Origin of the sequence: Micromonospora sp. NPDC049836 (assembly GCF_044465125.1) — a bacterium.
GTDB lineage: Bacteria > Actinomycetota > Actinomycetes > Mycobacteriales > Micromonosporaceae > Micromonospora.
Window position 1 is genome coordinate 140,084 of record NZ_JBITLH010000001.1, and the last position, 25,697, is coordinate 165,780.

The 25,697-nt window shown below is 74.5% G+C and carries 21 protein-coding genes and 1 tRNA gene; 9 read left to right on the plus strand and 13 right to left on the minus strand.

Features of this window, described 5'->3' with window-relative positions:
• Window positions 1–11: 11 nt before the first annotated feature.
• Window positions 12–722, plus strand: a complete 711-nt coding sequence (locus ACIBPB_RS00660; RefSeq protein ID WP_396837550.1) for an RICIN domain-containing protein — start codon at window positions 12–14, stop codon at window positions 720–722.
• A gap of 4 nt (window positions 723–726) precedes the next feature.
• On the opposite strand, the gene ACIBPB_RS00665 is transcribed toward ACIBPB_RS00660, so the two are convergent.
• Window positions 727–2,025, minus strand: coding sequence for an MFS transporter (locus ACIBPB_RS00665; protein WP_396837551.1), 1,299 nt, complete (start codon window positions 2,023–2,025; stop codon window positions 727–729).
• A gap of 70 nt (window positions 2,026–2,095) precedes the next feature.
• Between ACIBPB_RS00665 and ACIBPB_RS00670 the strand changes: the two genes are divergently transcribed.
• Window positions 2,096–3,079 (plus strand): GlxA family transcriptional regulator, encoded by a 984-nt coding sequence (locus ACIBPB_RS00670; RefSeq protein ID WP_396837552.1) that lies wholly within the window; start codon window positions 2,096–2,098, stop codon window positions 3,077–3,079.
• 98 nt (window positions 3,080–3,177) lie between these two features.
• Here the strand turns inward: ACIBPB_RS00670 and ACIBPB_RS00675 are convergent, their stop codons facing one another.
• The 8 genes from ACIBPB_RS00675 to ACIBPB_RS00710 all read right to left on the minus strand — a co-directional run bounded on the left by ACIBPB_RS00675 (window position 3,178) and on the right by ACIBPB_RS00710 (window position 12,031).
• Window positions 3,178–3,654 carry a hypothetical protein gene (locus ACIBPB_RS00675; RefSeq protein ID WP_396838146.1) on the minus strand — a complete coding sequence of 159 codons (477 nt, stop codon included), beginning with the start codon at window positions 3,652–3,654 and terminating at the stop codon, window positions 3,178–3,180.
• A 198-nt stretch (window positions 3,655–3,852) separates the two neighbouring features.
• A complete protein-coding gene (locus tag ACIBPB_RS00680; protein WP_396837553.1) occupies window positions 3,853–5,805 on the minus strand; it encodes a VWA domain-containing protein in 1,953 nt (650 codons plus the stop codon).
• 2 nt (window positions 5,806–5,807) lie between these two features.
• A complete protein-coding gene (locus ACIBPB_RS00685; protein WP_396837554.1) occupies window positions 5,808–7,301 on the minus strand; it encodes a magnesium chelatase in 1,494 nt (497 codons plus the stop codon).
• Window positions 7,302–7,342: 41 nt separating this feature from the next.
• Window positions 7,343–8,452: a hypothetical protein gene (locus ACIBPB_RS00690; RefSeq protein WP_396837555.1), complete on the minus strand. Its 1,110-nt coding sequence runs from the start codon at window positions 8,450–8,452 to the stop codon at window positions 7,343–7,345.
• Window positions 8,453–8,528: 76 nt separating this feature from the next.
• A complete protein-coding gene (locus tag ACIBPB_RS00695) occupies window positions 8,529–9,179 on the minus strand; it encodes a response regulator (protein ID WP_396837556.1) in 651 nt (216 codons plus the stop codon).
• Window positions 9,176–10,426 (minus strand): sensor histidine kinase, encoded by a 1,251-nt coding sequence (locus ACIBPB_RS00700; protein ID WP_396837557.1) that lies wholly within the window; start codon window positions 10,424–10,426, stop codon window positions 9,176–9,178. The genes ACIBPB_RS00695 and ACIBPB_RS00700 overlap by 4 nt, the downstream gene beginning before the upstream one ends.
• A gap of 133 nt (window positions 10,427–10,559) precedes the next feature.
• Window positions 10,560–11,057, minus strand: a complete 498-nt coding sequence (locus tag ACIBPB_RS00705; RefSeq protein ID WP_396837558.1) for a hemerythrin domain-containing protein — start codon at window positions 11,055–11,057, stop codon at window positions 10,560–10,562.
• A gap of 5 nt (window positions 11,058–11,062) precedes the next feature.
• Window positions 11,063–12,031, minus strand: a complete 969-nt coding sequence (locus tag ACIBPB_RS00710) for an aldo/keto reductase (RefSeq protein ID WP_396837559.1) — start codon at window positions 12,029–12,031, stop codon at window positions 11,063–11,065.
• 119 nt (window positions 12,032–12,150) lie between these two features.
• Between ACIBPB_RS00710 and mgrA the strand changes: the two genes are divergently transcribed.
• Window positions 12,151–13,140 (plus strand): L-glyceraldehyde 3-phosphate reductase, encoded by a 990-nt coding sequence (gene mgrA, locus ACIBPB_RS00715; RefSeq protein ID WP_396837560.1) that lies wholly within the window; start codon window positions 12,151–12,153, stop codon window positions 13,138–13,140.
• Window positions 13,141–13,169: 29 nt separating this feature from the next.
• Here the strand turns inward: mgrA and ACIBPB_RS00720 are convergent, their stop codons facing one another.
• Window positions 13,170–14,096 carry a lytic polysaccharide monooxygenase gene (locus ACIBPB_RS00720; RefSeq protein ID WP_396837561.1) on the minus strand — a complete coding sequence of 309 codons (927 nt, stop codon included), beginning with the start codon at window positions 14,094–14,096 and terminating at the stop codon, window positions 13,170–13,172.
• A gap of 328 nt (window positions 14,097–14,424) precedes the next feature.
• Here ACIBPB_RS00720 and ACIBPB_RS00725 point away from each other — a divergent pair, with 328 nt between their 5' ends.
• Together ACIBPB_RS00725 and ACIBPB_RS00730 are read left to right on the plus strand one after the other, a co-directional pair.
• Complete coding sequence (locus ACIBPB_RS00725; protein WP_396837562.1) at window positions 14,425–16,734, plus strand: DUF4153 domain-containing protein; 2,310 nt, start codon at window positions 14,425–14,427, stop codon at window positions 16,732–16,734.
• A gap of 197 nt (window positions 16,735–16,931) precedes the next feature.
• Window positions 16,932–17,999 (plus strand): glycerophosphodiester phosphodiesterase family protein, encoded by a 1,068-nt coding sequence (locus ACIBPB_RS00730; protein ID WP_396837563.1) that lies wholly within the window; start codon window positions 16,932–16,934, stop codon window positions 17,997–17,999.
• A gap of 154 nt (window positions 18,000–18,153) precedes the next feature.
• On the opposite strand, the gene ACIBPB_RS00735 is transcribed toward ACIBPB_RS00730, so the two are convergent.
• Complete coding sequence (locus tag ACIBPB_RS00735) at window positions 18,154–19,983, minus strand: glycoside hydrolase family 15 protein (RefSeq protein WP_396837564.1); 1,830 nt, start codon at window positions 19,981–19,983, stop codon at window positions 18,154–18,156.
• Between the two features lie 363 nt (window positions 19,984–20,346).
• On the opposite strand from ACIBPB_RS00735, the gene ACIBPB_RS00740 reads away from it, so the two are divergent.
• From ACIBPB_RS00740 to ACIBPB_RS00755, 4 genes are all read left to right on the plus strand, one after another.
• Window positions 20,347–21,648 (plus strand): MFS transporter, encoded by a 1,302-nt coding sequence (locus ACIBPB_RS00740; RefSeq protein ID WP_396837565.1) that lies wholly within the window; start codon window positions 20,347–20,349, stop codon window positions 21,646–21,648.
• 289 nt (window positions 21,649–21,937) lie between these two features.
• The gene (locus ACIBPB_RS00745; RefSeq protein ID WP_396837566.1) at window positions 21,938–23,218 is read left to right on the plus strand and encodes a hypothetical protein; all 1,281 of its coding nucleotides are present in this window, start codon (window positions 21,938–21,940) and stop codon (window positions 23,216–23,218) included.
• Between the two features lie 179 nt (window positions 23,219–23,397).
• Window positions 23,398–23,916 carry a hypothetical protein gene (locus ACIBPB_RS00750; protein ID WP_396837567.1) on the plus strand — a complete coding sequence of 173 codons (519 nt, stop codon included), beginning with the start codon at window positions 23,398–23,400 and terminating at the stop codon, window positions 23,914–23,916.
• 245 nt (window positions 23,917–24,161) lie between these two features.
• Complete coding sequence (locus ACIBPB_RS00755; protein ID WP_396837568.1) at window positions 24,162–24,716, plus strand: hypothetical protein; 555 nt, start codon at window positions 24,162–24,164, stop codon at window positions 24,714–24,716.
• Between the two features lie 137 nt (window positions 24,717–24,853).
• Here the strand turns inward: ACIBPB_RS00755 and ACIBPB_RS00760 are convergent.
• Both ACIBPB_RS00760 and ACIBPB_RS00765 read right to left on the minus strand, forming a co-directional pair.
• Window positions 24,854–24,926, minus strand: a tRNA-Ala gene (locus ACIBPB_RS00760).
• A gap of 86 nt (window positions 24,927–25,012) precedes the next feature.
• Window positions 25,013–25,603 (minus strand): YqgE/AlgH family protein, encoded by a 591-nt coding sequence (locus tag ACIBPB_RS00765; RefSeq protein WP_396837569.1) that lies wholly within the window; start codon window positions 25,601–25,603, stop codon window positions 25,013–25,015.
• Window positions 25,604–25,697: the final 94 nt, after the last annotated feature.

The following is a 25,697-nucleotide window of genomic DNA, read 5'->3' on the forward strand; positions in this document are numbered from 1 at the left end:
AGGATGCCCTCATGGCCGACCCGCGCACCGACCCGCCCGGCACCGTCTACGGCGCCCGCCGTACCGGCCGGCCCGGCCTGCCGCAGGACCCGCTGATGCGGATCGCGCTGGGCGTGGCGGTGGTCGGCGTACTCCTGGGAGTGTTCTTCGCCACCGGCGTGCTCGGCGGCGGTGGCGGCGCGCAGCCGGTGGTGCCCGCGGCGGCCGTGCCCACCGCGGCGGTGAGCGAGAACCCGCCCACCACGGCGGCCGCCCCCAGCACGCCGGCCGCGTCGCCGTCGACCGCCGCGCCGACCACCGCGGCCCCGGCGAACGGGCCGAAGGTGTTCCGCTCGGTGCCGTCCGGGCTCTGCCTCGGGCTGGAGAGCGACCAGCAGCAGGCGAAGGCGCGGCTCGCCCCCTGCACCGGCGGGCCGGAGCAGCAGTGGGTGGCCAGCCAGCTCGGCCCCGACGCGGTGGCGCTCACCGTGGCCGCCTACCACCAGTGCCTCGACGTCGAGGGGGCCAGCACCGGGGACGGCGCGAAGCTCCAGCAGTACCCCTGCCACGGGCAGGGCAACCAGCAGTGGCGGCTGCACCCCGCCGGGGACGGCACCGTGCTGCTGGTCGCCGTGCACAGCGGCAAGTGCGCGCAGGCCGAGGGGGGCAATCCGCAGCCCGGTGCCGCGCTGGTACAGGTCCCGTGCACCGGCGCGGCCGAGCAGCGGTGGGCGGTCGGCTGACCGGTCAGCCGCGGTAGCTCCAGGCCCGCCGGCCGGCCACGACCGGCAGCACGAACGCGGGCCCCTGGTCGGGGCGGCGCCGCAGCAGCAGGGAGAGCCCGGCCGCCCCGATCGAGAGCGCGCCGGCCGCGTACCAGGCCGCGGCGTAGTCGCCGAGGTGGTCGCGGACCAGACCGGCGCCGGTCGCCGCGACGGCCGCGCCGACCTGGTGGGCGGCGAACACCCAGCCGAAGACCACCGCACCGGAGGACCCGAACCACTCCCGGCACAGCGCCACGGTCGGCGGCACGGTGGCCACCCAGTCCAGGCCGTAGAAGACGATGAAGACCAGCATGCTCGGCCGGGTGCCGCCGGTGAAGAGGCTCGGCAGCACCAGCAGCGACGCGCCGCGCAGCGCGTAGTAGGCGCCCAGCAGCAGCCGGCTGTCCACCCGGTCGGTGAGCCAGCCGGAGGCCACCGTTCCGACGATGTCGAAGAGCCCGACCAGGGCGAGCAGGCCGGCGGCGGACGTCTCCGCCATGCCGTGGTCGTGCGCGGCCGGCACGAAATGGGTGCCGACCAGGCCGTTGGTGGTCGCGCCGCAGATCGCGAAGCCGCCGGCGAGCAGCCAGAACGGCCGGGTCCGCGCGGCGGCGGCCAGCGCGCCGACCGCCCGGGCCGCCGCCCCGCCGGCCGGTGGCGCCGGCGCCACCACCTCGGTGGCCCCATAGGCGGGCAGGCCGAGATCCGCCGGGTGCTCGCGGAGCAGCCACCCCACCAGGGGTACGACCGCCAGCGCGGCCCCGGCGACGACCAGCGCGGCCAGCCGCCAGCCGTGGTCGCGGACCAGCACCGCGACCAGCGGGAGGAAGACCAGTTGCCCGGCCGCGCCGCCGGCGGTGAGCACGCCGGTGACCAGGCCCCGCCGCGCGACGAACCACCGGCCGGTGACGGTGGCCACGAAGGCCAGCGCCATCGAACCGGTGCCCAGACCCACCAGTACGCCCCAGCAGAGGATCAGCTGCCAGCTGGCGCTCATCAGCACGGTCAGCCCGCTGCCGAGGGCGACGAGCACCAGCGCGCCGGCCACCACCCGGCGGATGCCGAAGCGGTCCATCAGCGCGGCGGCGAACGGGGCGGTGAGCCCGTAGAGCATCAGGTTGACCGAGACGGCGGCGGAGATGGTCGCCAGCGGCCAGCCGAACTCGGCGTGCAGCGGGTGCAGCAGCACCCCGGGCGTGGCGCGGAAGCCGGCCGCGCCGACCAGCGCGACGAAGGAGACGCCGGCCACGAGCCAGGCCGGATGCAGACGGTGTCGGGTCACGCTCCGAGTCTCGGCGGCGCCGGGCGGCCCGACGAGTGGCCGGAAAGCCATCATGCGCAATAATCGGGCCATGACCCCGCACCGGATCGCCGTCCTCGCCCTCGACGGAGTGGTCGGCCTCGACCTCGGCACCCCCGCCCAGGTCTTCGGCACCGCCCGCACCGCCGACCTGACCCCGCTCTACGCCGTCGAGGTCTGCACCCCCGGCCGGCGACCCGTGCGCAGCACCGCCGGCTTCCAGGTGCTCCCCGAGCACGGCCTCGAGCTGCTGGAACGGGCCGACACGGTGATCGTCCCCGGCATCCACGAGGGCGCGCCGATCACCGCCGGCACGCTGGAGCCCGACGTGGCGGCGGCGCTGCGGGCCGCCCACGCCCGCGGCGCCCGGATCATGTCGATCTGCACCGGCGCGTTCGTGCTCGCCGCCGCCGGCCTGCTCGCCGGCCGCCGGGCCACCACCCACTGGGCGTACGCGGACCGGTTCCGCCGGCTGCACCCCGCCGTGGACCTCGACCCCGAGGTGCTCTTCCTCGACTCCGGCGGGATCCTCACCTCCGCCGGGGTGGCCGCCGGCATCGACCTCTGCCTGCACGTCATCCGCACCGACCACGGCAGCGAGGTGGCCAACCGGACCGCCCGCCGCTGCGTCGTGCCGCCCTGGCGGGAAGGCGGCCAGGCCCAGTACATCGAGCGCCCGGTGCCCCGGGCGGCGGAGGCCGGCACCGCGGCCACCCGGGAGTGGGCGCGGCAGCGGCTGCACGAGCCGATCGCCCTGCGCGACCTGGCCGGGCACGCCCGGATGAGCGTACGGACCTTCACCCGACGCTTCCGCTCGGAGACCGGGCTCAGCCCGGCGCAGTGGCTGCTGCACCAGCGCACCGAGCACGCCCGGTTGCTGCTGGAGACCACCGACCTGCCCGTCGACCGGGTCGCCCGGCACGCCGGCTTCGGCACCACCGCCGCCCTGCGCCAGCACTTCCACTCCCGGGTCGGCGTCGCCCCCACCACCTACCGCCGCACCTTCCGCCCCACCCCTGAGCTCGCCTCCCGCTGACCCCTGCGCCGCGTCCTGGCCCGGCCGTGGGGGGTGTGCCCGCGTTCAGGCGGGTCGATCGCCGGCGCGGGTGCCGGATCGCCGCGAGGCCAGGACCGTCAGGCCAGGTGGGGTTGGCGGCGCAGGGCGCGGAGCTGGGCCAGGTGCATCGGCAGGTGCACCCGGGTGTGCAGGTCCAGCACCCGACCCCAGGGCAGCGACTCGTCGACGTCGAGGTCGAAGCCCTCCCGCAGGACGGTGTCGACCGACGTCTCGGCCGCCGGACCCAGCCGCTCCGCCAGCGTGCACAGCTTCTGGCTGGTCGCCCGGAGCAGGGCGGCCAGCCCGTCCAGCCCGCCGCACTCGGCGACCAGGGCGTCCAGCTGCGGCCGGTGGATCGTCTCCAGGTCGTAGTAGGCGAACGGGGAGCCGGCCAGCACCGCCTCCGTCGCCTCGCTCATCAGCTCGTCGTTGGCGGCCAGGTGCGCCACGATCTGATCGGCGCTGAGCTCCCCGTCCTCGGGCGGACCGAAGCCACCCGTGTCCACCTCCGCGAGCACCGACTCGTACGCCCGCCGCAGCGCTGCGGCGTCCACCTGGTCCATATCCCGATCCAACCCCCGGCACCGGCGACCGCACCGCAGCTAACCGGCCCCGTTCACCCGGACGGGTTTCCCCGGAGAGGCCGGCGTTCCGGCTGTGTGCGCCAGAGCCGCCCCTCAAGAGCCCTCGACACCACGGCATGCCGCAACCGGAGTGGATCACCCACCCCACGGGCACCGGCGGACGGCGGCTCAGCGGCGCCCGTGCCGGGCCCGTAGGTAGTCGCTGACCACGTACTCGCCGAGATCGTCGAGGTCCGGGGTGAACATCCGCCCCTTCGAGCGCCGGGCGACGGCGTCCACGAACCGGCGCAGCCCCGGATCGTCGCCGAGCATGAACAGGTTGAGCGTGGCCCCGTACCGGGTCAGGTTGTCCACCTCGCGGATGGTCGCCTCGATGGTCTCGGGCAGCGGCGGCCAGTGGAAGTACGCCTCGCCGTCGTCCGGGTCGAGGTGCGCGGTCGGCTCGCCGTCGGTGACCACCAGCACCACCGGCTCGGCACCCGGGTGACGGCGCAGGTGCCGCGCCGCCAGCCGCAGCGCGTGCTGGAGGTTGGTGCCCTGCTCCAGGTCCGGTTCGACCGCGGCCAGCTCCTGCTGGGTGAGCGGCAGGGCCTGCCGGCCGAAGCCGATGATCTGCAACGCGTCCTGCGGGAAGCGGGTGGCCACCAGGTGCGACAGCGCCAGCGCGGTCTGCTTCATCGGCCCCCAGCGCCCCTGGGAAATCATCGAGTACGACAGGTCGACGCAGAGCGCCACCGCCGCCGAGGCCCGCCGTTCGGTCTCGACCACCTCGAAGTCCTCGACGGCGAGCTGCACCGGCACCGTCGGCCCGGCCCGGCGGACCGCCCGGGTGAGGGTACGCACCACGTCGAGCGGTTGCTCGTCGCCGAACTCCCATTGCCGCGAGGCACCGCTGACCTCACCGGCCGCCCCGGCGGAGCGCAGGTCGTGCTGGCCGCGCGGGCCGGCGGTGAGATCGGCGAAGACCCGCCGCAGGGCGGTGCCGGCGAGCCGGCGCAGCGCCTTCGGGCTGAGGGTCAGGCCGTCCGCGTCGCGGGTGACCCAGCCCTGGCGGCGCAGCTCCTGTTCCAGCTCGCGCAGCCGGCGTACGTCGTCGGCGGCGTCCCGCCCGAGCGTCCGGGCCACCGCGTCGACGTCGACGTCGTCCAGGGTGGCGCCCGGGTGTTCCTGGTCGAGGGCGTCCAGCAGCTCGTCCAGCTCGGCAATCTCACCGAGCGCGCCGGTCGCCTCGCCGTAGCCGAGCGGCTGGTCGCCCCGGACCCGCTCGCCGCGCTGCCAGTTCAGGTCGGGGCGCAGCGCCCGCAGGTGCCCGTCGAGCTGCGACAGCTCCCCGGCGAGCTGGTCGCCGAGGGACTGGCGCAGCAACCCGGCCAGTTCCTCGCGCTGCCGGTCCGACAGCGACCGCATCAGCCGTTCGCCGGCCGCCGCCCGCCGGGCCAGCACGTCGACCAGCTCGTCGACGTCTCCGGGCCGCTCCGGGAAGAACTCGCCGTGCCGGCGCATGAACTCGGCGAACGCGTCGGTGGTGTCCTCGGCGCGGGCGTGGCGGGCGAGCAGGTCGTTCAGGTCGCGCATCATCTCGGCGAGCTGCCGCTGGGCGGCCGGGTCGGCGGCGGCCCGCGCCGCGTCGCGCAGCCCGGCGAAGCGCTGCTCCAGCACCTCGCCGCGCAGCCCGTCGAGGATCCGCTGGTACGTCTGCCGCGCCTCGGCGCTGGCCCAGTCGTACCCGGAGAGTTCCGCCACCGCCCGGGCGGTGGAGCGGGGCAGGTTGTCCAGCACGGCCTCGGCGAAGCGGGCGTCGTCGCCGTCCCGGCCGCGCAGCTCCTCCCGTTCGGCGGCGAGCGCCTGGTCGAGCAGGGCGCGGGCCCGGGTCACCGCGCCGTCCAGGTCGCCGCGGCGCAGCGCGTCGCGGCGCAACCGGCGGGCCCGGGCCGCGAGGTCGTCCAGGCCGCCCCGGCCCTGCGGACCGCGGCGCAGCAGGTCGCGCAGCGCCTCGCGCAGGCTGCCGCCGGCGAGCACCTCGGAGCCGACCGCGTCGACGGCGGCCCGCACGTCGTACGGCGGGGCGAGCGGGTCGGGTCCGCCGCGCCACTGCCCGTACCGGAACCGGTTGCCGGCCACGGTCAGCCCCGGCCGCCGTAGACGGTGCGGCCGGACTCGGTGACGTCCTTGCCCAGCCGGCGGGTCAGGTGCAGCCCTTCGAGGACGAACTCCACGCCGGCGGCGGCCTCCTCCGGGGTGGGCGCGTCGCCGAGGCCGAGCCGGTCGAGCGCCTTGGCCAGCCCGGGCACGGTGCCGACCTGGCGCAGCAGTTCGGCGGAGGAGACCAGCTCGCCGGTCTCGATGATGCCGCCCTCGGCGACCAGCGCGGTGAACCCGGACAGGTCCAGCCCGGCCAGTCGGGCCCGGAACGTCTCGGCGGTGGCGGTGCGCAGCAGGTGGGCCAGGACCTCGATCTCCCGCCCCTCCTCGCCGCTCTCGAACTCGACCTTGCCGCGCAGGGTGGAGGTCACCGAGACGGCGTCGCCCACCCGGGCCACCGGGGCCTCCGGCGAGCGGACGGGGCCCCGGTCGACGGTTCCGGTCGCGCCGGGTCGGCCGGCCTCCCCGGACTCGGCGGCGAGCAGGCCGGAGCGGCGCAGCGCGGCGGCCGCGACGGTCTCGGCGGCGGCGATGGCGAACCGGGCGGAGACACCGGAGCGCGGGTCCACCGACGGCGATTCCCGGACCGCGCGGGCGAACCGGGCGAGCACCTCCAGCACGTGCTCCGGGACGGTGGCGACCAGGTCGGCCTCCTGCCGGATCAACGCCAGCTCCAGGTCGAGGTCGACCGGGTAGTGGGTGCGGATCTCCGCGCCGAAGCGGTCCTTGAGCGGGGTGATGATCCGGCCCCGGTTGGTGTAGTCCTCCGGGTTGGCGCTGGCCACCAGGAGCAGGTCCAGCGGCAGCCGCAGCTGGTAGCCGCGGACCTGGATGTCCCGCTCCTCCAGCACGTTGAGCAGCGCCACCTGGATCCGTTCGGCCAGGTCGGGCAGCTCGTTGACGGCGAAGACGCCCCGGTTGGTACGGGGCACGAGTCCGAAGTGGATGGTCTCCGGGTCGCCGAGGCTGCGTCCCTGGGCGAGCCGGATCGGGTCGACGTCACCGATCAGGTCGCCGACGCTGGTGTCCGGGGTGGCGAGCTTCTCGCCGTACCGCATGGAGCGGTGCAGCCAGCCGATCGGCAGGTCGTCGCCGTGCTCGGCGACCAGCGCCCGGGAGGCCGGGGTGAGCGGGTGCATCGGGTGCTCGTTGAGCACCGAGCCGGGCAGCACCGGGGTCCACTCGTCGAGCAGCGCGCCCAGCGAGCGGATCAGCCGGGTCTTGCCCTGGCCGCGCTCACCGAGCAGCACCATGTCGTGGCCGGCGAGCAGGGCCCGCTCGACCTCGGGCAGCACCGTGTCCTGGTAGCCCACGATGCCGGGGAAGCGTTCCTCGCCGGAGCGCATCCGGGCGAGGAGGTTGTCGCGGATCTCCTGCTTGACCGTGCGGTACTGATGGCCGGTCGCCCGCAGCGCGCCGAGCGTGCCCGGCAGGTCGGCGGGCGGGACCGGGGGAACCTGGTTGGGAGCGGTCACCCGGCCAACGCTAGCGCGGCCGGGTGACCATCCGCCCGTCTTCAGTACTGCCGCCCGACCGGGGCCGGCCGGGGCCGCCGGCAGCGGGCGCAGCCGCCCCGCCGCCGCAGGTGGTACGCCAGGGTGGCCGCGCCGAGCGCGACGCCCCACAGCGGCCAGAGCAGCATCGGCGCGGAGGTCAGGCTGAGCCCGCCGGCCAGCTGCCAGAACTCGGGGTTGCTCATCAGGCCCAGGGTGGCCGCCGTCACCGACAGCGCCACCAGCGTCGCGGGGACGACCGCCAGGTTGATCGGTACCCGCCGACCGGCCAGCCCCGGCAGCCAGCGGGGGAACCGCTCGCCCCAGGGGCGGACCAGCCCGAGGGTGAGGATCGCCCCGACGGTGGCGAACCCGCCCAGCCCTGCCCCGGCCCAGACCAGTCCGGTCTCCCGCATCTCGGCGAGGAAGTCCCGGGAGATGCCCAGCGGGATGCCGGCCGCCCAGGCGAACCGGGTGACCGCGTAGCCGACCGGGATGGCGGCGGCGGCGTACGCGGCCCAGCGCCCCCAGCGGGCCGCCGCGGCGGGCGTGGTCCAGCCGCGCTCGTGGTCGTCGCGGCCGCAGGCCGGGCAGGCGCCGACGGTCCGGCGCTGCCAGAGCAGCAGCGCCCCGGCCAGCAGGACGCCCCCGATCAGGGCCGCGCAGCGGGCGGCCAGCGGCCAGTCGAAGATCTGCCCGTAGTCGACCGGCGGCCAGCCGAACGGCGCGCCGATGAGCAGGATCGGCAGGTAGCCGAGCACGATCAGCACCCGGGCGTCGGGGACGACCACGGCCAGCGCGAACGCGACCGTCCAGCCGTAGCCGAGCAGCAGCGCGCGGGGCAGGCCGGGCCGGCGTACCGGCACCGGGCCGCTCATGGCCAGGGCCGCGACGGCCGCGAGCAGCAGCAGCCCGGCGAAGAGCGGGGCGCCGACGTCCACCGGCACCAGCCGGAGCAGGCTGACGTCGCCGCCGTGCGGGTCGTTGGCGCCGAACGGGTAGCCGGCGCCGGTCAGGGTGCAGAGCAGGGCGAGCACGCCCCAGCCGCCGAGCCAGGCGGCGGCGAGCGGGGCGGCCAGGTCGAGCCGGGTCCGGGTGGACCGGCGGGGTGGGGCATCGGTCGTTGTCGTCATGCCCTCAGCCTCGGCCGGTCGGGTTCCGGATCCCTCCCGCGCCGGGGTGGACCGCCTCCCTCGCGGGAGGGACCGGTCAGCCGGTCGGGACCACGAAACCGGACTCGTACGCGGCGATCACCGCCTGGGTCCGGTCGCGCACCCCGAGCTTGGCCAGCACGTTGCCGACGTGGGTCTTGACCGTCTCCACGCCGACGACCAGGCGGTCGGCGATCTCCGGGTTGGAGAGCCCGGCGGCCATCAGCCGCAGCACCTCGCCCTCCCGCTCGGTGAGCCGGGCCGCGCGCAGCCCGTCGCCGCCCCGGCCGCCGTACGCGCCGGCGAGCCGGCGGATCGCCGCCGGGAAGAGCAGCGACTCCCCGGCGGCCACCACCCGGACCGCCTCCACCACCTCCGCCGGGCGGGCCCGCTTGAGCAGGAAGCCACTGGCCCCGGCGCGGAGCGCCGCGTAGACGTACTCGTCGTTGGCGAACGTGGTGACCACCAGCACGCGGGGCGGGTCGACGGAGGCGGCCAGCAGCCGCCGGGTGGCCTGGATGCCGTCGATGGCCGGCATCCGGACGTCCATGAGCACCACCCGGGGGCGCAGCCGGGCCACCAGCGACGGCACCTCGGCGCCGTCCGCGGCCTCGCCGACCACCCGCAGGTCCGGCTGGGCGTCCACGATCGCCCGCAGGCCGACGCGGATCAGCTCGTCGTCGTCGACGATCAGCACGTCGATGGTCACCCGGTCTCCTCCCTCGGCGTCGGCAGGCTCACCCGGACCCGCCAGCGGTCGCCGTCGCGGCCGGCGGTGAGCCGCCCGCCGAGCAGCAGCACCCGCTCCCGCATCCCGTCCAGGCCACGCCCGCCGCCACCCGCCCCGGCGGTCTCGCGCAGCGCGTTGACCAGCTCGATCTCCAGGCACCCGTCGGGTACGGCCACCCGCAGGCGCACCGGCCCCCGGCCGTGCCGGGCCGCGTTGGTCAGCCCCTCCTGCACGATCCGGTATCCCTCGCGGGACACCACGGCGGGCAGCCCGCCGAGTGGCCCGCTGATCCGCGACTCCACGGCCAGGCCCGCGGCCCGGGTGTCGGCGACCAGCCGGTCCAGCCCGTCCAGGGTGGCCTGCGGCGCGGTGGGCGTGGGCGGCCGTCCGTCCGCCGTCTCGCGGAGCAGCCCAAGCACGTGGTCCAGGTCGTCCATGGCCCGGCGGCTGGTCTCCTCGATGGCGCGCAGCGCCCGGCGGGTGAACTCCGGGTCGGTGTCGAGCAGCTCGCGGCCGGCCCCGGCCTGGAGTGTCGCCACGGTCAACGCGTGCCCCACCGAGTCGTGCAGCTCGCGGGCGAGCCGGTTGCGCTCGGCCAGCCGGGCCGTCCGGGCCTCCAGGGCGGCGATCCGCTCGGCCTGGGCCGGGCCGAGCAGCACCGGCGCCATGGAGGCGGCGAGCCCGCCCAGCCCGGCCACCGCGTAGCCGAGCGCGACGAGCAACGCCAGCCCGGCCAGACCCGCCGCGACCGGGTGGCCGGGGTCGAGCGGGCCGAAGCCGTCGCCGGGCACGCCGCCGGTGTCCAGGCCGGTGAGCCCGGCCAGGAAGACCAGCCCCATGGGCAGGACGCTGATCGCCGCGAACAGCACCAGCGCGCCGGTGAGCAGGTGCAGGGCGATCCAGAGCGCGGCGCGCAGCCGGGTTTCCCGGTCCATCCGGTGGCCGGGGACCGGCTCCGGCAGGTCGACCGCGAGCAGGGCCCGGGCGGCGGCGATCTCCAGCGCCCGGCTGCCGGCCAGGAACACCGGCACGGCGGCGAGCGCGGCGGCCACCAGCAGCAGCCCGAACCCGATCGAGCGGGGCACCCCCGGGCCGCCGAGCAGTTGGGCGAAGGCCACCGCGAGCAGGCCGTACGGCAGCGCGAGCACGCCGCCGAGCAGCAGGAACACGGCGCGCCGCCAGGTGCTTGCCCGCACCAGCGGCGCCAGCGCGGCCCGGATCGTCACCGGCTCATTCGGCCGCCCGGTGGCGGCGCACCGACTCCCCCGCGGCGGGGAGATCGCGTCCCCGCCGGGCGGCGGTCGTCACCGGCGGCCGGACCGGTCGCGCCGGCCGTCCGCCGGCCGGCGCGCGCCGCGCTCAGCGGTGCTCGCGCACGTACGCGGCCGGGTCCTTGTCCCGGAACGGCAGGTTGCGGCCGTTCTTGTGTTCGCCGTAGAACCGCAGCCAGCGCGCGCCCAGCTCGGCCCGCAGCTCCACGCCGGCGTGCCGGCGGAAGTCGGGCAGCGCCTCGTCCTCCTCCTCGGCCAGGTGCTCGCTGTTCTCCCGGCGGGCCTTCCACACCGCCGCCCACCAGGCGTCGGAGCCGACCTCGTGCAGCTTCGACTCGGCGATGGCGTCACGGATCTTGTTGTGGTCGCCGACCGCGTCCGCGGTCTCGTCCTCGCCGTCGTCGCCGTGCCGCACCAGGTGCGGGTAGAGGATCGCCTCCTCCGCCTCGGCGTGGATGTCCAGGTGCAGGGCGAGCGCCTCCCAGATCGCCAGCAGCTCGTCGGGGTCGCGGGCGTCGTCGAGCCGGGCGAAGCCACGCCGGAAGGAGGCGTGGTCGTCGAGGATCAGGGCCGTGATGTCGTCCATGATGGTCACCTCCGGGTACGGGCACGGATCAGCTTGGGTACGGCGGCCAGCCCGGTGACCGGCCGGAACGTGTGCGCGGCGGTACGCAGGGCGGCGTACTCGTCGTCGGCCAGGTCGATCTCGGCGGCGGCGGCGTTGCGCTCCACCTGCTCCACCCCGGAGGCGCCGGGGATGGCCACCACGTTGGGGTGGCGCAGCAGGTACGCCAGGGCGATCTGGCTCGGGGTGGCGTCGTGCGCGGCGGCCACCTCGCGCAGGGTGGCGATCAGTTCGGTGCCGCGTGCCAGGTTCTCCGGCAGGAAGTACGGGTTGGCCCGGCGGACCGCCCCGCCCGGCGGGTTGCTCGGGTCGTAGCGGCCGGAGAGGAAGCCCTGCGCGAGCGGGCTGTACGCGATCACGATCCGGCCGGCCTGTTCCGCGTACGGGATCAGGTCTTCCTCGGGGCCGCGGTCGACCATGCTGTAGCGGATCTGGTTGCTGAGCACCCGGCGGCCCAGCGCGGCCTCGGCGAACCGCCAGCGGCGCAGGCTGTAGTTGCTGACCCCGACCTCGCCGACCAGCCCGACGTCCTGCAGCGCGCGCATGCCGCGCATGGTGGTGGTGTCGGCGACCACCGGGTTGGGCTGGTGCACCTGGTAGAGGTCGATGCCGGCCACGCCGAGCCGGGCGGCGGAGGCGACGGCGCGTTGCTGCACCACGGGGGCGACCGGCAGCACCGGGAAGATCTTGGTGGCGACCACGGCGGTGGCCCGCTCCGCGCCGAGCGCCGCGCCGAGGATCCGCTCGCTGCGACCGAACCCGTAGATCTCGGCGGTGTCGAAGAGGGTGACGCCCAGGTCCAGCGCCCGCCGCACGATCTCGGTCGCCCGGCGCTCGTAGTCGGGGCCGTAGCCCCACTCGCGGGAACCGAACTGCCAGGTGCCGAGGCCGATCTTGGAGATCGGCTTGGGGGTGTCGAGCGGGACGAAACGCATGGGGTCGAAGCTACCCAAGCCGGCGGGGCGGCACGCCGGTTCCGGCGTCCGGGCCGGAACGGGCGGTAGCTGCCCGCCTCCGGCCCGGACCGGGGCCGGCCGGGACTAGGGTCGACGGCGTGACCTACCTCGCCACCGACGACCGTTACGACGCGATGACCTACCGGCGCAGCGGGCGCAGCGGCTTGCGGCTGCCCGCCATCTCGCTCGGGCTGTGGCACAACTTCGGCCCGGACCGGCCGTACGAGCGGCAGCGGGACATCGTCCGGCGCGCCTTCGACCTCGGCATCACCCACTTCGACCTGGCCAACAACTACGGCCCGCCGCCCGGTTCGGCGGAGGAGAACTTCGGCCGGATGCTCGCCACCGACCTGCGGCCGTACCGGGACGAACTGGTGATCTCCACGAAGGCGGGTTACCTCATGTGGCCCGGCCCGTACGGCGAGTGGGGCTCCCGCAAGTACCTGATCTCGTCGCTGGACCAGTCGCTGCGCCGGATGGGCCTGGAGTACGTCGACGTCTTCTACTCGCACCGGTTCGACCCGGACACCCCCCTGGAGGAGACGATGGGCGCGCTGGACGCGGCCGTCCGCTCCGGCAAGGCGCTGTACGTCGGCATCTCCAACTACACCTCGGAGCAGACCGAGCGGGCCGCGGCGATCCTGCGCGACCTGGGCACCCCGCTGCTGATCAACCAGCCGTCGTACTCGATGCTCAACCGCTGGACCGAGCAGGACGGGCTGCTGGACACGCTGGAGCGGGTCGGCGCCGGCTGCATCGCGTACAGCCCGCTCGCCCAGGGCCTGCTCACCGACCGCTACCTGGGCGGCATCCCGGCGGACTCCCGGGTACGCACCAGCGTCTTCCTCAACGAGAGCGATCTGACCGAGGAGAAGATGGCCACCATCCGCGGCCTGGCGACGGTCGCCGAGCGGCGCGGGCAGACCCTGGCCCAGCTGGCGCTGGTCTGGGCGCTGCGGGACCCCCGGATGACCAGCCTGATCATCGGGGCGAGCAGCGTCGCCCAACTGGAGGGGAACGTCGCCGCCCTGGACAACCTCGACCTCTCCGCCGAGGAACTCGCCGAGATCGACCGCCACCTGGGCTGACCCGGTTGCCCGGCCGGGCGGTGGCGGCCTCACCAGATCCGGCGACGACCCGCGCGGTGGTTGCGGATCCCGCATTGCCGGCCGACCGGGCCACCGCCGGGACGGCGCAACCGCAGCCCGACCATGGTGGCCACCAGCACGCCGATCAGCACCGCCGCCGCGACCACCGGCCGGCGCGGGCCGCCGCCGGCGTCGGTCACGGCCGCCACCGGCGTCCCCTCCGCCGGGCGGTCACCCGGCTCGCCGGCCGGCGCCGACGCGACGGTACGCGGCGCCGCCGCGCCCGCCGGGGGCGTCGCCGACCGGCCGGTACCGGGCCGCGAGGCGGCCGCCACCGATCGGAACACCACGTCGGAGCAGGAGTAGTAGGTGTCCTGGGTGTCCGAGTTCTGCCAGATGACATAGATGATGTGCCGGCCGGTCCGGTCCGCCGGCAGCCGCCCCGACAGCTGGTACGCGCCGCCGCGGATCGGCGGGTCGGTGGCCGTGAGGAACGGCTTCGCCTCGACGTCCGCCCAGTTCAGACCCCAGGTCGGGGCGTAACCGTCGGTGGTGACGTAGAACCGGAAGGTGCCCCGGTGCGGGATGGTGGTGCGGTAGCGGAAGGTGTAGCGGGCACCGGCGGTGAGCGTGGTGGCCGGCCAGTCGGCGCGCGGCAGGTCCAGCCCCCGGTACGCGGAGAGCCCTCCGCTGCACAACTCGCCGTCGGGGATGCGGTCCCGGTCCCGGCCGTCGACCCGGGCGACCCGGATGTTGTCCCACTCGCGGACCGCGGCGCCCGCGGCGACGGCCGCCCGGCAGGCCGGCGTGCCGGCCCGGCCGCCCTCCGGGCCGCAGGCCGCCGCCCGGCTCAGCGGGCTGGTCGGCGCGCCGTGCGCCTGGGCCGGCCCGGCGGTGCAGCACAGGGTCACGGTGGCGGCCGCGGCAGCGGCGAGGATTCGACGACGTACGGCCATGGGATGGACCTCCGGCAGGTGGTACGGGCGCGGGCCGGCAAAGGTTCGACCCGGGGCCGACCGCCTGGCCGCCAGGTCCCGCCGCGGCGGCCCGTGCCCCAGGTCCCGACGCGCCGCGACCCAGGTCCCGGCGTGGGGTGACCCGGGTCCGGGCCTGGCGGGTCGTGGCCCGCGTCGCGGTCGTCTGAAGGCGCCCCTCGTCCCCGGTTACCGGGGCGGCGGCGGTCCGGTCGAGCAAACCGAACGGACCGCGTCGGCGTCGCGGGACCTCGCCGGGCGGGGCAGGGTCCTACAGTGACGGCACCCCCGAGCCATCAAGGAGCGCGCCGTGTCCGAGCCGCCGTCGACGCCAGACTCGCCCCCGGCCGCCCCCGCGGCCGGGCCCTCGGCGGGTGACGCCCCCGCTGCCGTCCCGCCGTACCTGCTCGTCATGCCCGAGGTGGCGGGCGGGCCGCCCGGTGTGGTCTGGCCCGGCCGGGAGGGCGAGCCCGCCTGGGCCATTCCGGTCCTCGTGCCACCGGGCACGCGCGGCTACGCCGTCTTCCTGCCGCTGGTCCCGCCGGGCGAGGCCGCGCCGGACGCAGCGCCGATCGTGCTGTCCGCGCCGGGCGTGCCCACCCAGGCCACCGCCCCGGCCGTCGAGGTCACCGGCCCGGCCGCCCCGGCCACCACACCGACCGGCGCCGCCCGGGCCACTGCCCCGGCAACCGGCGGGGACCCGGCCACCACCGCACCGACCGGCGCGAGCCCGGCCACCACCGCACCGACCGGCCCGGCCGCCGGCCCGGTGACCGGCGACGCGGCCCCGGCCGCCGGCGGACCCGACGCCGGGTCCGGAGGTGGGGTGACGGCGACCACCACCGGCGACCCGACCCCTGCGGCCGATGCGGCGGCCGCGGCCGGCCGGACCGCACCGGCAACACCGGGAACCGCCACCAGCGGCCAGCTCTCGCCGGATGCGGCGGCGCCGTCTCAGGCCGCAACCCCGGCCGGCGGCCCCGGACCCGGGACCGCGCAGCCCGCCGGGCCGGCGGGTGGGCCGGCCGTGCCGCCGGGCCTCGCCCCACCGGTGCCGCAGCCCTGGGGCGCGGCGCCGCCGCCCGGCGGGTTCTGGGTCCCCCGGCCGCCCCAGCCACGGACCTCGTTCCTCGGGGCCCGTTGGCCGGGGCCGAAGCAGGCCACCGGGCGGGCGGTGCCGCTCGCCGTGCTGGCCGGCGCGCTCGGCACCGCCTTCTTCGTACCGCTGAACTCGGTCGGCATCGGCTGGTTCCTGGGCTGGCTCACGCTGACCCTCGGCGTGCTGGCGGGGGTACGCCGGCGCACCGCCGAACTGCCGCGCGCCGAGCGGCTGATCCGGGGCGGCTGGGCGGTGGCGGCGCTGGCGCTGCTGGCCGTACTGGCCTTCCGCAACGCCTGGTGGCTGGTGACGTTCTGCGTGCTCGGCGCGCTGGGCTGCGCCACCCTGGCCATCATCGGCGGCCGGCTGGTCCGGTCGATCCTGTTCGGGCTGGTGGCGGCGCCGTTCGCCGCGTTCCGCGGCCTGCCCTGGGTACGCCGGCACATCAACGCCTCGCCCGAGGCCGCGATGGTCCGCCGGATCGTCGGGTCGGTGGTCGCCACCGTGCTGGTGCTGGTCGTCTTCGGCGCCCTGCTCGCCTCCGCCGACGCGGCGTTCAACGAGGTCCTCAGCGCGATCGTCCCCGAGATCAACATCGGTACGGTGTTCCGCTGGATCTTCCTGGCCGCCGTCGGCGGTCTGATCGCCGTCGCGGCGGTCTACACCCTGGCCGCGCCCCCCGACCTGTCCACGGTGGACCGGCCCGCCGGCCGTCGCCTCGGCCTGCTCGAGTGGGCACCGGCCATCGGGGCGCTCACCCTACTCTTCGCCGGTTTCGTGGTGGTGCAGTTCACCGTGCTCTTCGGCGGCGAGCGGCACGTGCGGAAGGTGGCCGGCCTCAGCTACTCCGAGTACGCCCGCAGCGGCTTCTGGCAGCTGCTCTTCGTCACCCTGCTGACCCTGGCCGTGCTGGGCGGGGTCAGCCGCTGGGCCAGCCGGGAGCGGCCGATCGAGCGGACCCTGCTGCGCGTGCTGCTGGGCCTGCTCAGCGCGCTCAGCGTGGTGATCGTGGTGTCGGCGCTGTCCCGGATGTGGACCTACCAGAAGGTCTACAGCTTCACCGGCGAGCGGATTTTCGTGATGGCGTTCGAACTGCTGCTCGGGGCCGTGTTCCTGATGATCCTGGCGGCCGGCGTGCGGTGGCAGGGCCGGTGGATCCCCGGCTCGACGGTGGCGCTGGCCGTGCTGATGCTGCTCGGGTTGGCCGCGCTGAACCCGGAGGACTACGCCGCACGGCGCAACATCCTGCGGTACGAGCAGACCGGCAAGATCGACGCCTGGTACCTGCGGGCCCTCTCCGCCGACGCCACGCCCGCCCTGACCAGGCTCCCCGATCCGGTCCGCCGCTGCACCCTGAGCTGGATCGCCGACGACCTCGACAAGTCCGACCCCTGGTACGCCTGGAACCTGGGCCGCCACCGGGCCCGGCAGGCGCTGGACCGGGTGGGTCCGGGTGCCGTGGGCGGCCCGAAGGACTGCCGCCGGGCCGACCAGTTCGACCTGCCCAAGACCCGGCGGTGAGCCGGCCGGCGGGCCCGCGACGACGGCTTCGCGGGCCCGCCGGTCACGGCTCGCGGGCGTTCCGGCCGGCGGCGACCGCCGGCCGGGGCACCCGTGACGTCGGCGAACGTTCACGGCCTCCTCACGTCAGCGCCACGACCGGCACCGACCCCGCCCCTAGCTTCGGCACCGTCATCCGAACGAGGGGGAGGTTTCCCATGTCCGTCCGTCAGCTCATGGCGGCCCTGGCCGCCGGGGCGGTGCTGGCCACGCCCGCGGTGGCGCACGCGGCCACCGGCACCGGTCCCGGCGTGCTGCCGCAGAAGACCCACTTCGACCTGCAGGCACACCGGGGCGGCATCGGCCTGACCACCGAGGAGACCCTGGCGGGCTTCGCCAAGGCCATGCGCCTCGGGGTCAGCACACTGGAACTGGACACGCAGGTCACGAAGGACGAGAAGGTCGTGGTCACGCACGACCGGCAGGTGAGCGCGCAGAAGTGCCGCGACACCGCGCCGGTCAGCCCCGGCGACCCGACGTACCCCTACGTGGGCCGGTACATCAAGGACCTGACCCTGGCCCAGATCAAGACCATGGACTGCGGGTTCCAGCAGTTGCCCGGCTTCCCGGAGCAGGAGCAGATCGCCGGGGTCCGGATGGCCGAGCTGCGGGACGTGCTGGACCTGGTGAAGAGCTACCACGCCCGCCAGCTCACGTTGAACATCGAGACCAAGGTGGAGGCCGGCGCGCCCGACCAGACCGCGCCGCGCGAGCTGTTCGTCCGCCGGGTCTACGAGGAGATCCGCGCCTCGGGCATCGAGGACCAGGTGACGATCCAGTCGTTCGACTGGGGCGCGCTGCGGGTGATGCACCGGCTCGCCCCCGGGTGGCCGCTGGTGGCGCTGACCAACTACGACTTCCTCCAGGTCGGCAAGCCCGGCGCCTCGCCGTGGCTCGGCGGCCTGGACGCCGACGACTTCGGCGGTGACTTCGTACGCGCCGCGGCCGCCATTCCGGGCGTGACCGCACTCTCCCCCAACTACGGCTTCCCGCAGAACGGCACCGTCGCCGACCCGGGCTTCCGCTTCTACCCGGACGCCACCATGGTGGCCGAGGCGCACGCCCGTGGGCTGAAGGTCATCCCGTGGACCTGCGACGACCCGGCCACCGTGGCGGCGCTCATCGACCTGGGCGTCGACGGCGTCATCACCAACTACCCCAACCGGGTCCGGCAGCTCATGGCCGAGCGGGGCATGCGCCTGCCGAAGGCGTACCAGCCGCGCTGACGCCGCACCCGCCGGTGCTGCTCCGGGGGGCGGACCGCCACGACCGGTGGCCGCCCCCCGGGCGTCCGGCCCGGTGCGGCACCGCCGGTCAGGCCGGCCCGCCGCCTTGGGGCACGCTGACCCCGGCCCCCGACACTCGCGAGCGTGGCGCCAGCTAGTGGTCGGCGCCGAGGAGTTCGTCGAGGACCACCGCGCTGCTGATCAGGGAGAGGTGGCTGAAGGCCTGCGGGAAGTTGCCGGTCTGGTCCCCGTTCGGCGCGATCTCCTCGGAGTAGAGGCCGAGATGGGTGCTGTAGGTGAGCATCTTCTCGAAGGTGAGCCGGGCCTCGTCGAGCCGCCCGGACCGGGCGAGGGCCTGGACGTACCAGAAGGTGCACATGGTGAAGGTGCTCTCGCTGCCGGGCAGGCCGTCGGGTGACGCTTCCGGGTCGTAGCGGTAGACGAGGCTGTCGGAGACGAGTTCCTCGTCCATGGCCCGCAGCGTCGACTGCCACAGCGGATCGGTCGGCGTGACGAATCCGACGGACGGCATCACGAGCAGGGCAGCGTCCAGCACGTCCGTCCCGTAGTGCTGCACGAACGCGCGCCGCCCGGGATGGAAGCCCCGGTTCATGACCTGGTGGTAGATCCGGTCGCGGACGCCCATCCACCGGCTGATGTCGCCCGGCCGCCCGCGCCGCTGCGCGACGCGGACCGCCCGGTCGAGGGCGACCCAGGACATCAGCCGGCCGTAGGTGAAGTCCCGCCGGCCGCCGCGGGTCTCCCAGATCCCGTCCTCGGGCTGGTCCCAGTTGTCGCAGAGCCAGTCGATCAGCTTCACCGTGTTCAGCCACCCCTGGTGGAAGGGGGCCAGCCCGTGGCTGTCGACGAGTTCGAGCGCGTTGAGCATCTCGCCGTAGATGTCGAGTTGGAGCTGGCCCGCCGCGCCGTTGCCGATCCGTACGGGTGCGGAACCGCGGTAGCCCTCCAGGTGGTCGAGCGTCTCCTCGGCCAGCTCGGGTGAGCCATCGATCCGGTACATGATCTGCAACGGCACGCCGCTCTCGCCGGCCTCCTGGACCCGGTCGCTCACCCAGTGCAGGTACCGCTGGGCCTCCTCGGCGAAGCCGAGGCCGAGCAGCGCGTGCACCGAGAACGACGCGTCACGGATCCAGGTGTAGCGGTAGTCCCAGTTGCGCGGGCCGCCGATCTGCTCCGGCAGCCCGGCGGTGGGAGCGGCGATCAGCGCCCCGGTCGGCGCGTAGGTCATCAGTTTCAGCGTGATCGCCGACCGTTCGACCATCTCCCGCCACCGCCCGGTGTACCGGGAACGGTCGAGCCAGCGCCGCCAGAACTCCTCGGTCTCGACCTGTAGGTCGTCCACCTCGGCCGGGGCGTACGCGCGCGGCGGCTCGGGCGAGCCCGTTTCCAGGACCACGCCACCGGCCTCGCCCTCGCGCAGGGTGGCCACCACGCAGACGCCCTCTTCGCTCCGCCGGTACTCGTAGGTCTCGGTGAGGCGTTCGGCGTACCGGACCACGTTCAAGGTGAGCGAGTGCGTCGGGGTGCGGAAGACCGTGCAGTTTCGGTGCATCTCCATCTCGTGCCGGTCCCGGCCGTAGTTGAACCGGGGCCGGCAGTCGACCCGGAACCGCATGCTGCCCCGGACCACCCGCAGGATCCGGACCAGCCGGTGCCGGTCGGTCGCCTGATCGCCCGCCACCGGCATGAAGTCCACCAACTCGCCCACGCCGTCCGCGCTGAGGAAGCGGGTGATCAGGATCGGCGTGCCGGGCAGGTAGAGCTGCTTGCTCACATGGTCGACGCCGTCGGGCGAGATTTGAAAGTGGCCGCCCTTGCGGCGGTCGAGCAGCCCGGCGAAGAGACTGGGTGAATCGAAGCGGGGCGCGCAGAACCAGTCGATCGTGCCGTCCTGGGCCACCAACGCCGCGGTCTGCAGGTCACCGATCAGGCCATGGTTCTCCACGGCAGGATATGCGTCCACCGATCCTCCCCCGCTCATCCCGGCCGCGGCACGACTACCCCTGGTCCGGCCCGACACACCCGGGGGTGCGCCGGCCGGGCCGCTTCGGCCGGATGCGGCCCGGCGGCCGGCCATCCGCACATACCATTCGCGGGCGCCTGAGTCGATTGACCGGTTTTTCGACCGCCTACCGTCACTGGCCCTGGCCGACCGCGACTGCTACGCCATCGGCCCGGACCGGAACGGCAGCACATCGACTCCCTGTCGTCCAGCGCGTCCACCCACGCGCCGCGGGGCGTGGCGCCGATGACGGACCTGGTCGAGCCTTCTGCCCTTGGCCGATTTCGTTGATCTGAGCGCCCGGTGTCGTGTCGGGTGGGCACCATGCCGTCCGCACCAGCGCCGCTCCGTTTCCCCCGCTCCTCGCCGTACTGGCCGGTGGTCAGCCACCCCCTGCTGCGACGGGTCCTGCCCGGCCTGGCGGTGTCCGCGCTCGGCGACGGCATGGCACTCGTCGCCGTGACCTGGCTGGCCCTACAGCTCGCGCCCCCGGGCCAGCGCGGCACCTGGACCGCGATCGCGGTGGCGGCGTACCTCCTGCCCAGCGCCGCCGGATCGATGATCTTCGGCCGGTATCTGGCCGGCCTGAGCGGTGCCCAGCTCGCCAGCTGGGACGCCCGCCTGCGGGCCGTCGCGCTCGCGGCGATCCCCGCCGCGCACCTCGCCGGGGTCCTCAGCATCGGCCTGTACGTGGCCCTGCTCGCCGCGGCCTCGCTGCTGCGCTCGTGGGGGACCGCCGGGCGCTTCACCTTGATCGCCGAATTGCTGCCCCGACGACACCACCTGCCGGCCAACGCGGTGCTCGGCATCCTCGGCAACGCCGCCACCATCATCGGTCCCCCGCTGGCGGGCGTCCTGATCAGCTTTGCCGGACCGGTGTGGGTCATCGCGATCGACGCAGCGACGTTCGCCGTTCTGGCGCTCACCTACCGTCTCGCCATCCCCACCCCGAAGACGCGAACAGATCCGACCGGGACCGCCGCCTCCCGCACGGCCGGCTTCGAGATCATCCGCCGCAACCGGTCCCTGCTCGGCCTGCTGGTGCTGACCTTCGGGTTCTTCCTGCTCTTCGGCCCGTTCTACGTGGCCATGCCCGTCCTCGTCACCGAGGACCTGGGCGCGTCCGCCACGACCCTCGGGCTCTACTACACGGCGTTCGGCGCGGGCTCCCTCCTCGGCGGCCTCGCCACCGGCTACCTGCACCGCTGGCCGCTCTGGCCGACCACCATCGGCATCGTGGTCGGGTTCGGCGTCGCCATGCTGCCGCTCGGCCTGGGTACGCCCGTCGGCCTGTCGCTGCCGGCCTTCGCCCTGGCCGGCCTCATCTGGGCGCCGTACCCGTCCACGTCGATGGCGCTGTTCCAACGCAGCGCCACCCCCGTGGAACTGCCCCGGGCGCTGGCCGCCAACGGCGCTGTCACCGTGCTGGCGGTGCCCCTGGGCACCCTGGTCGGCGGCCCGCTGACGGCCGGCCTGGGCGCCCGCCGGACGCTCCTGTTGTGCGCCGCGGCGACCATCGCCCTCGGCGTGGTCGCCGCCGGGCTGACCCGCCTGCCGGGCCGGACCGCCCCCGACCGCGCCGGAGCACCCGACGGGCCGCGGGAGCGGGCGGCCGCCGGATCCTGAGGCGGTCCGGCGCCGGGGCGGACGCGCTCGCCGCCTACCACGCTGGTTGCAGCTAGCCGTCGCCCTACCACCATGGTTTGCGTCCGTACCTCAAACCACGAGCCGACGTGCTCCCGGCCCCGGCGCCGCTAGCGTCGCTGATGCCGCATCGGACCCTGGCCGGCTGGTGCACCGCATCGACCGCCGGCACCTTGACGGCGATGCGTGGCTTCCCGGGGAGGGCGTAGTGGCGAGTGTTCGCCTGGATGCTCACGGCTGTGGTGTCCAGTGGTCCAGACGGTCCCTGCTCATGGTCGGCGGGCTCGCGCTGGCCGGCTGCGGTTCGCCGAGCCGTCCGACGATCAGGGAGTCGAGCGAGCCGGTCAGCGGCGAGCCGACCGCCCGGTCCCTGCAGCAGCTGCTGAACCGTCGGGCCGAGGCGCTGAAGAAGGGTGACGAGCGGGCCTTCCTCGCCGATCTGGACGAGTCCAACGACGAGCTGATCCAGCAGCAGCGGATGGTCTTCGCCAACCTGCGCAAGCTCAAGATCGCCACGTTCCACTACCTAACCGAACGGTCCCGGGCGCCACGGCGGGCAGGCGAGGCATACCGGTTCGGCCCGGTGCACGAGGTGCTGCAACTGAGCGCCGACGCGGGCCCGGGCGGGGTGTCACCGGCCGCCACGTTCCGCATCACCGTCGTCAGGCGAGACGCCAAGCTGGTGATCACGGAGATGCTGGGTGTCACCCAGGGCAACCGCAAGGAACTGGGCCTCGACGGGCTGCCGGCGGACGCACCGTGGTACCAGATGCCGCTGAAGGTGCTGCACGCCGGCAACGTCTGCCTGATCAGCGACACGAAGGTCGCCGACCTGGACAGGTACGCCGCGGTCGCGCAGGACGAGGCGCGGTACGTGGAGGAGCTGTGGGGCGACCGCACCCGGTTCCCCGGGCACGTCCTCTTCTTCACCCGGGACGAGGCCACCTTCGCGAAGTGGTTCGGTCTCGGCAGCTCCGGCAACTTCCAGCCCACCATCGAGGGCTTCGAGATCCCGCAGTTCGGGGTGCGCAAGAACGGCGAGATCTACACCGGGCAGTACGCGGGCGCCCGGGTGGTGGTCAACCTCAAGCGGATCGAGTCGTTCGACGACAGCCCACGTCGGGTCATGCGCCACGAGCTGACCCACGCGGTGTCGGCGCGCGCCACCACGATCGGCCCCGCCGAGTGGTTGCTGGGTGCCCCGAGGTGGGCGCTGGAGGGATTCGCCCGCTGGGCCGAGGGCACGGGCGCCGCGAGCCGCCGGTACGCGGCCGGCCGGTTCAAGGGCAAACTACCGAGCTCGACCAGCTTCTACGGCAGCAGCATGGCCTACAACTACGCGGTGAGCTCGACGGTGTTCTCCTGGGTGGAGCGACTCAAGGGACGGGCCGCGGCGGTGGAGTTCTACGAGGCCGTCATCCAGTACAACGACATGACGGGCGAGCCGCTGGTGGAGACGCCGGTCTTCAACGCCATCTGCAAGCGGGTGCTGGGCATGTCGACCGACGGTTTCAAGCAGCGCTGGGCCACCTACGTCCGCACTGGAGCATAGCCATGACCGACGTACCCTCGGGGCCGTTGCCTTCTCCGCACCCTGCCGCCGTGCCGTCGCCCCCTGGGCCACCGCGCGTTCCCGCACCGCCCGGTACGCCGGCACCAAGGTCCGGGCCGCCACCCGACGGCCGGGACGGGCCGACCGCGGCCGGGCGCAGGCTGACCTGGCGGCGGCTGATGGTCTTCGGCGTCGCGGTAGCCCTGGTCGCGCTCCTCGGTGGCGGCGCCGGCGGTTACGCGCTGGTCCACAACGCCAGGAAGAACAGCGACCGGGCCAACTGCGGAGGCGCCCAGTGCATCCCCGGGCTGAAGGGGGAAGCGCTCCTCGCGGTCCTGACGAAACAGGGCTTCGCGTGCGCGGACGGTGACTCGGGCCCGGGCTGCACACTGCGCGCCGGCGAGACCGAGTACGAGCTGCACCTCGACATCAGGGCGGAACTGATCCAGGGGTACTCGGTGACCGTCACCTCGCCGGACGGACGCGAGGTGAGCGAGACGAAGCGCACCTTCCTCGTCTGGTTCGCCGCGCTGCCGTTCTCCGACGATCCGGCTCTGGTCAGCGAGATCGAGCAGTGGCTCGTTCCGCGACTGACCGGTGGCGAGAACGTGACCGCCGAGATCGGCGGATATCGGTACGACCTTCAGGCCGAGCGGACGAGGTCGCTCCGGCTGTATGTCAAGGCGGAGTATTCATGACCGACAACCAGCCCGTCATCGGCCAGCGCTCACCCGACGGCAGGTCCTGGTGGGACGGCACCGGCTGGCGCACCCTCGCGCCGGCGGGACCGGCGGCCGCACCACCGCCGGTCCCGCCATCACCGGTCCCGGGTCCGCCGCCGGTCCCGCCAGCGCGGCAACCGCTTCCCGGCATGCCACCGCCACCGGCGGCCCTGCCGAAGCCGGGGCCACGGCGACCACCGATCGCCGTGGCGGTCCTCCTGATGGCGGTCGCACTCGGCTGCGGCGGCCTCGTCGGCGGCGGCGGTGGCGCGCTCACCGCTGCCGGAAGCGTCCAACCGGACGGACCGAGCACCCCGCCCGCCCTGCCGAGCCAGTTCCCCGACGCGAGCGACCGGTACCTGCCCGCGGTGAAGGTCTCGGACATCGCCGACACGTGGCTGAAGAAGGCCAACAAATGGGCGTGCGAGGACCAGAACGAGTCCGGGGAGCACACGATCAGCGGGGCGGATCACACCCTGGAGTGCACCCCCACCGACGATCTCAAGTACGACGTGTCGGTGCGGATCGAGCACGACGGCGAGGACCAGGTCCGGTACGTGAACGCGAGCTGCTCGTTCAAGCCGGGCTCGCGGATGTGTCACACCCTCTTCGCCACCCTGGCCGACGTGCTCTTCCTGAACCGGCCCGAGCTGCGCAAGGAGGCCATGGTCTGGGGTGACAAGCACGCGGACTCGGATGAGACGACCACCATCGGTGGCATCCGGATGAGCGCCAACCTGAGCCCGCACGAGCTCACCTGCGTCGCCGACGCCTGACCGGGGCGAGGTGGCCGGGTCTCAGCGGCTGCGGTGTTCCGCCCGCATCTCCCGGGTCATGCCGTAGCCGGGCGGCAACCGGTGTCGACCATGACCAGAGGGCGTCCGCCATGTCCAGCGGACGCCCTCGTGAAGGGTGGAGCCGAGGGGACTCGAACCCCTGACCCCCACACTGCCAGTGTGGTGCGCTACCAGCTGCGCCACGGCCCCTTGCAGTCGTCCCCGGTCGCCCGGGCACGGAGAAGACTATACACACGCCCACCGGCATGGTCATATCGCGGGGGTGCCCCCGCGGCTCAGTTCAGCGCCACGTCCGGGGGGAAGTGGGCGACCGCCGCCATCATGCCGCCCTGACGCCGCAGCACCATCGGCCACAGGTCGTCCGGCCGGTCGACGAAGGCGTCCCCGGGCAGGGCGTCGAGCACGAACCAGGACCCCTCCTCGATCTCCCGCTCGACCTGGCCGGCGCCCCAGCCGGAGTAGCCGGCGAAGACCCGGATGCCGCCGACCGCGTCGCGCAGCCGCTCCGGGTCGACCGACAGGTCGACGGTGCCGACCGCGCCGGAGACCCGGTGGAAACCCTTCACCGGCTTGATCGGGTGGCGCATCCGGGCGAGGCAGATGGCCGAGTCGGGCTGCACCGGGCCGCCCTCGAAGAGCACCGCCGGATACCGGGCCAGGTCGCTCCAGTCGCCCAGGACGTCGGCCACCGGGACCTCGGTGGCCCGGTTCAGCACCACGCCGAGCGCGCCACCGGGCTCGTGGGCGACCAGCAGCACGACGGTACGGTCGAAGTTCGGGTCCTTCAGTGTGGGAGTCGCGACGAGCAGCCGCCCGGTCATCGACTCCATGGCTCGGCCACCGATCGCCTGTTCCTCACCCTGCATGTCCCGACACCCGTCAGCCGTACGCCCGAGCGGCGCACCCGACCTCGTCGACCATCCGCGCTGTCAACGCCATGCCACGCACCATAGCCTGCGC

Coding starts and splice junctions, on each gene's coding strand:
- ACIBPB_RS00710 (WP_396837559.1), bottom strand. CDS start 12,031: ATGCGTTTCGTCCCGCTCGACACCCCCAAGCCGATCTCCAAGATCGGC.
- ACIBPB_RS00765 (WP_396837569.1), bottom strand. CDS start 25,603: ATGCAGGGTGAGGAACAGGCGATCGGTGGCCGAGCCATGGAGTCGATG.
- ACIBPB_RS00730 (WP_396837563.1), top strand. CDS start 16,932: ATGTCCGTCCGTCAGCTCATGGCGGCCCTGGCCGCCGGGGCGGTGCTG.
- ACIBPB_RS00670 (WP_396837552.1), top strand. CDS start 2,096: ATGACCCCGCACCGGATCGCCGTCCTCGCCCTCGACGGAGTGGTCGGC.
- ACIBPB_RS00705 (WP_396837558.1), bottom strand. CDS start 11,057: ATGGACGACATCACGGCCCTGATCCTCGACGACCACGCCTCCTTCCGG.
- ACIBPB_RS00750 (WP_396837567.1), top strand. CDS start 23,398: ATGGTCTTCGGCGTCGCGGTAGCCCTGGTCGCGCTCCTCGGTGGCGGC.
- ACIBPB_RS00690 (WP_396837555.1), bottom strand. CDS start 8,452: ATGACGACAACGACCGATGCCCCACCCCGCCGGTCCACCCGGACCCGG.
- ACIBPB_RS00745 (WP_396837566.1), top strand. CDS start 21,938: ATGGTCGGCGGGCTCGCGCTGGCCGGCTGCGGTTCGCCGAGCCGTCCG.
- ACIBPB_RS00755 (WP_396837568.1), top strand. CDS start 24,162: ATGGCGGTCGCACTCGGCTGCGGCGGCCTCGTCGGCGGCGGCGGTGGC.
- ACIBPB_RS00720 (WP_396837561.1), bottom strand. CDS start 14,096: ATGGCCGTACGTCGTCGAATCCTCGCCGCTGCCGCGGCCGCCACCGTG.
- ACIBPB_RS00740 (WP_396837565.1), top strand. CDS start 20,347: ATGCCGTCCGCACCAGCGCCGCTCCGTTTCCCCCGCTCCTCGCCGTAC.
- ACIBPB_RS00660 (WP_396837550.1), top strand. CDS start 12: ATGGCCGACCCGCGCACCGACCCGCCCGGCACCGTCTACGGCGCCCGC.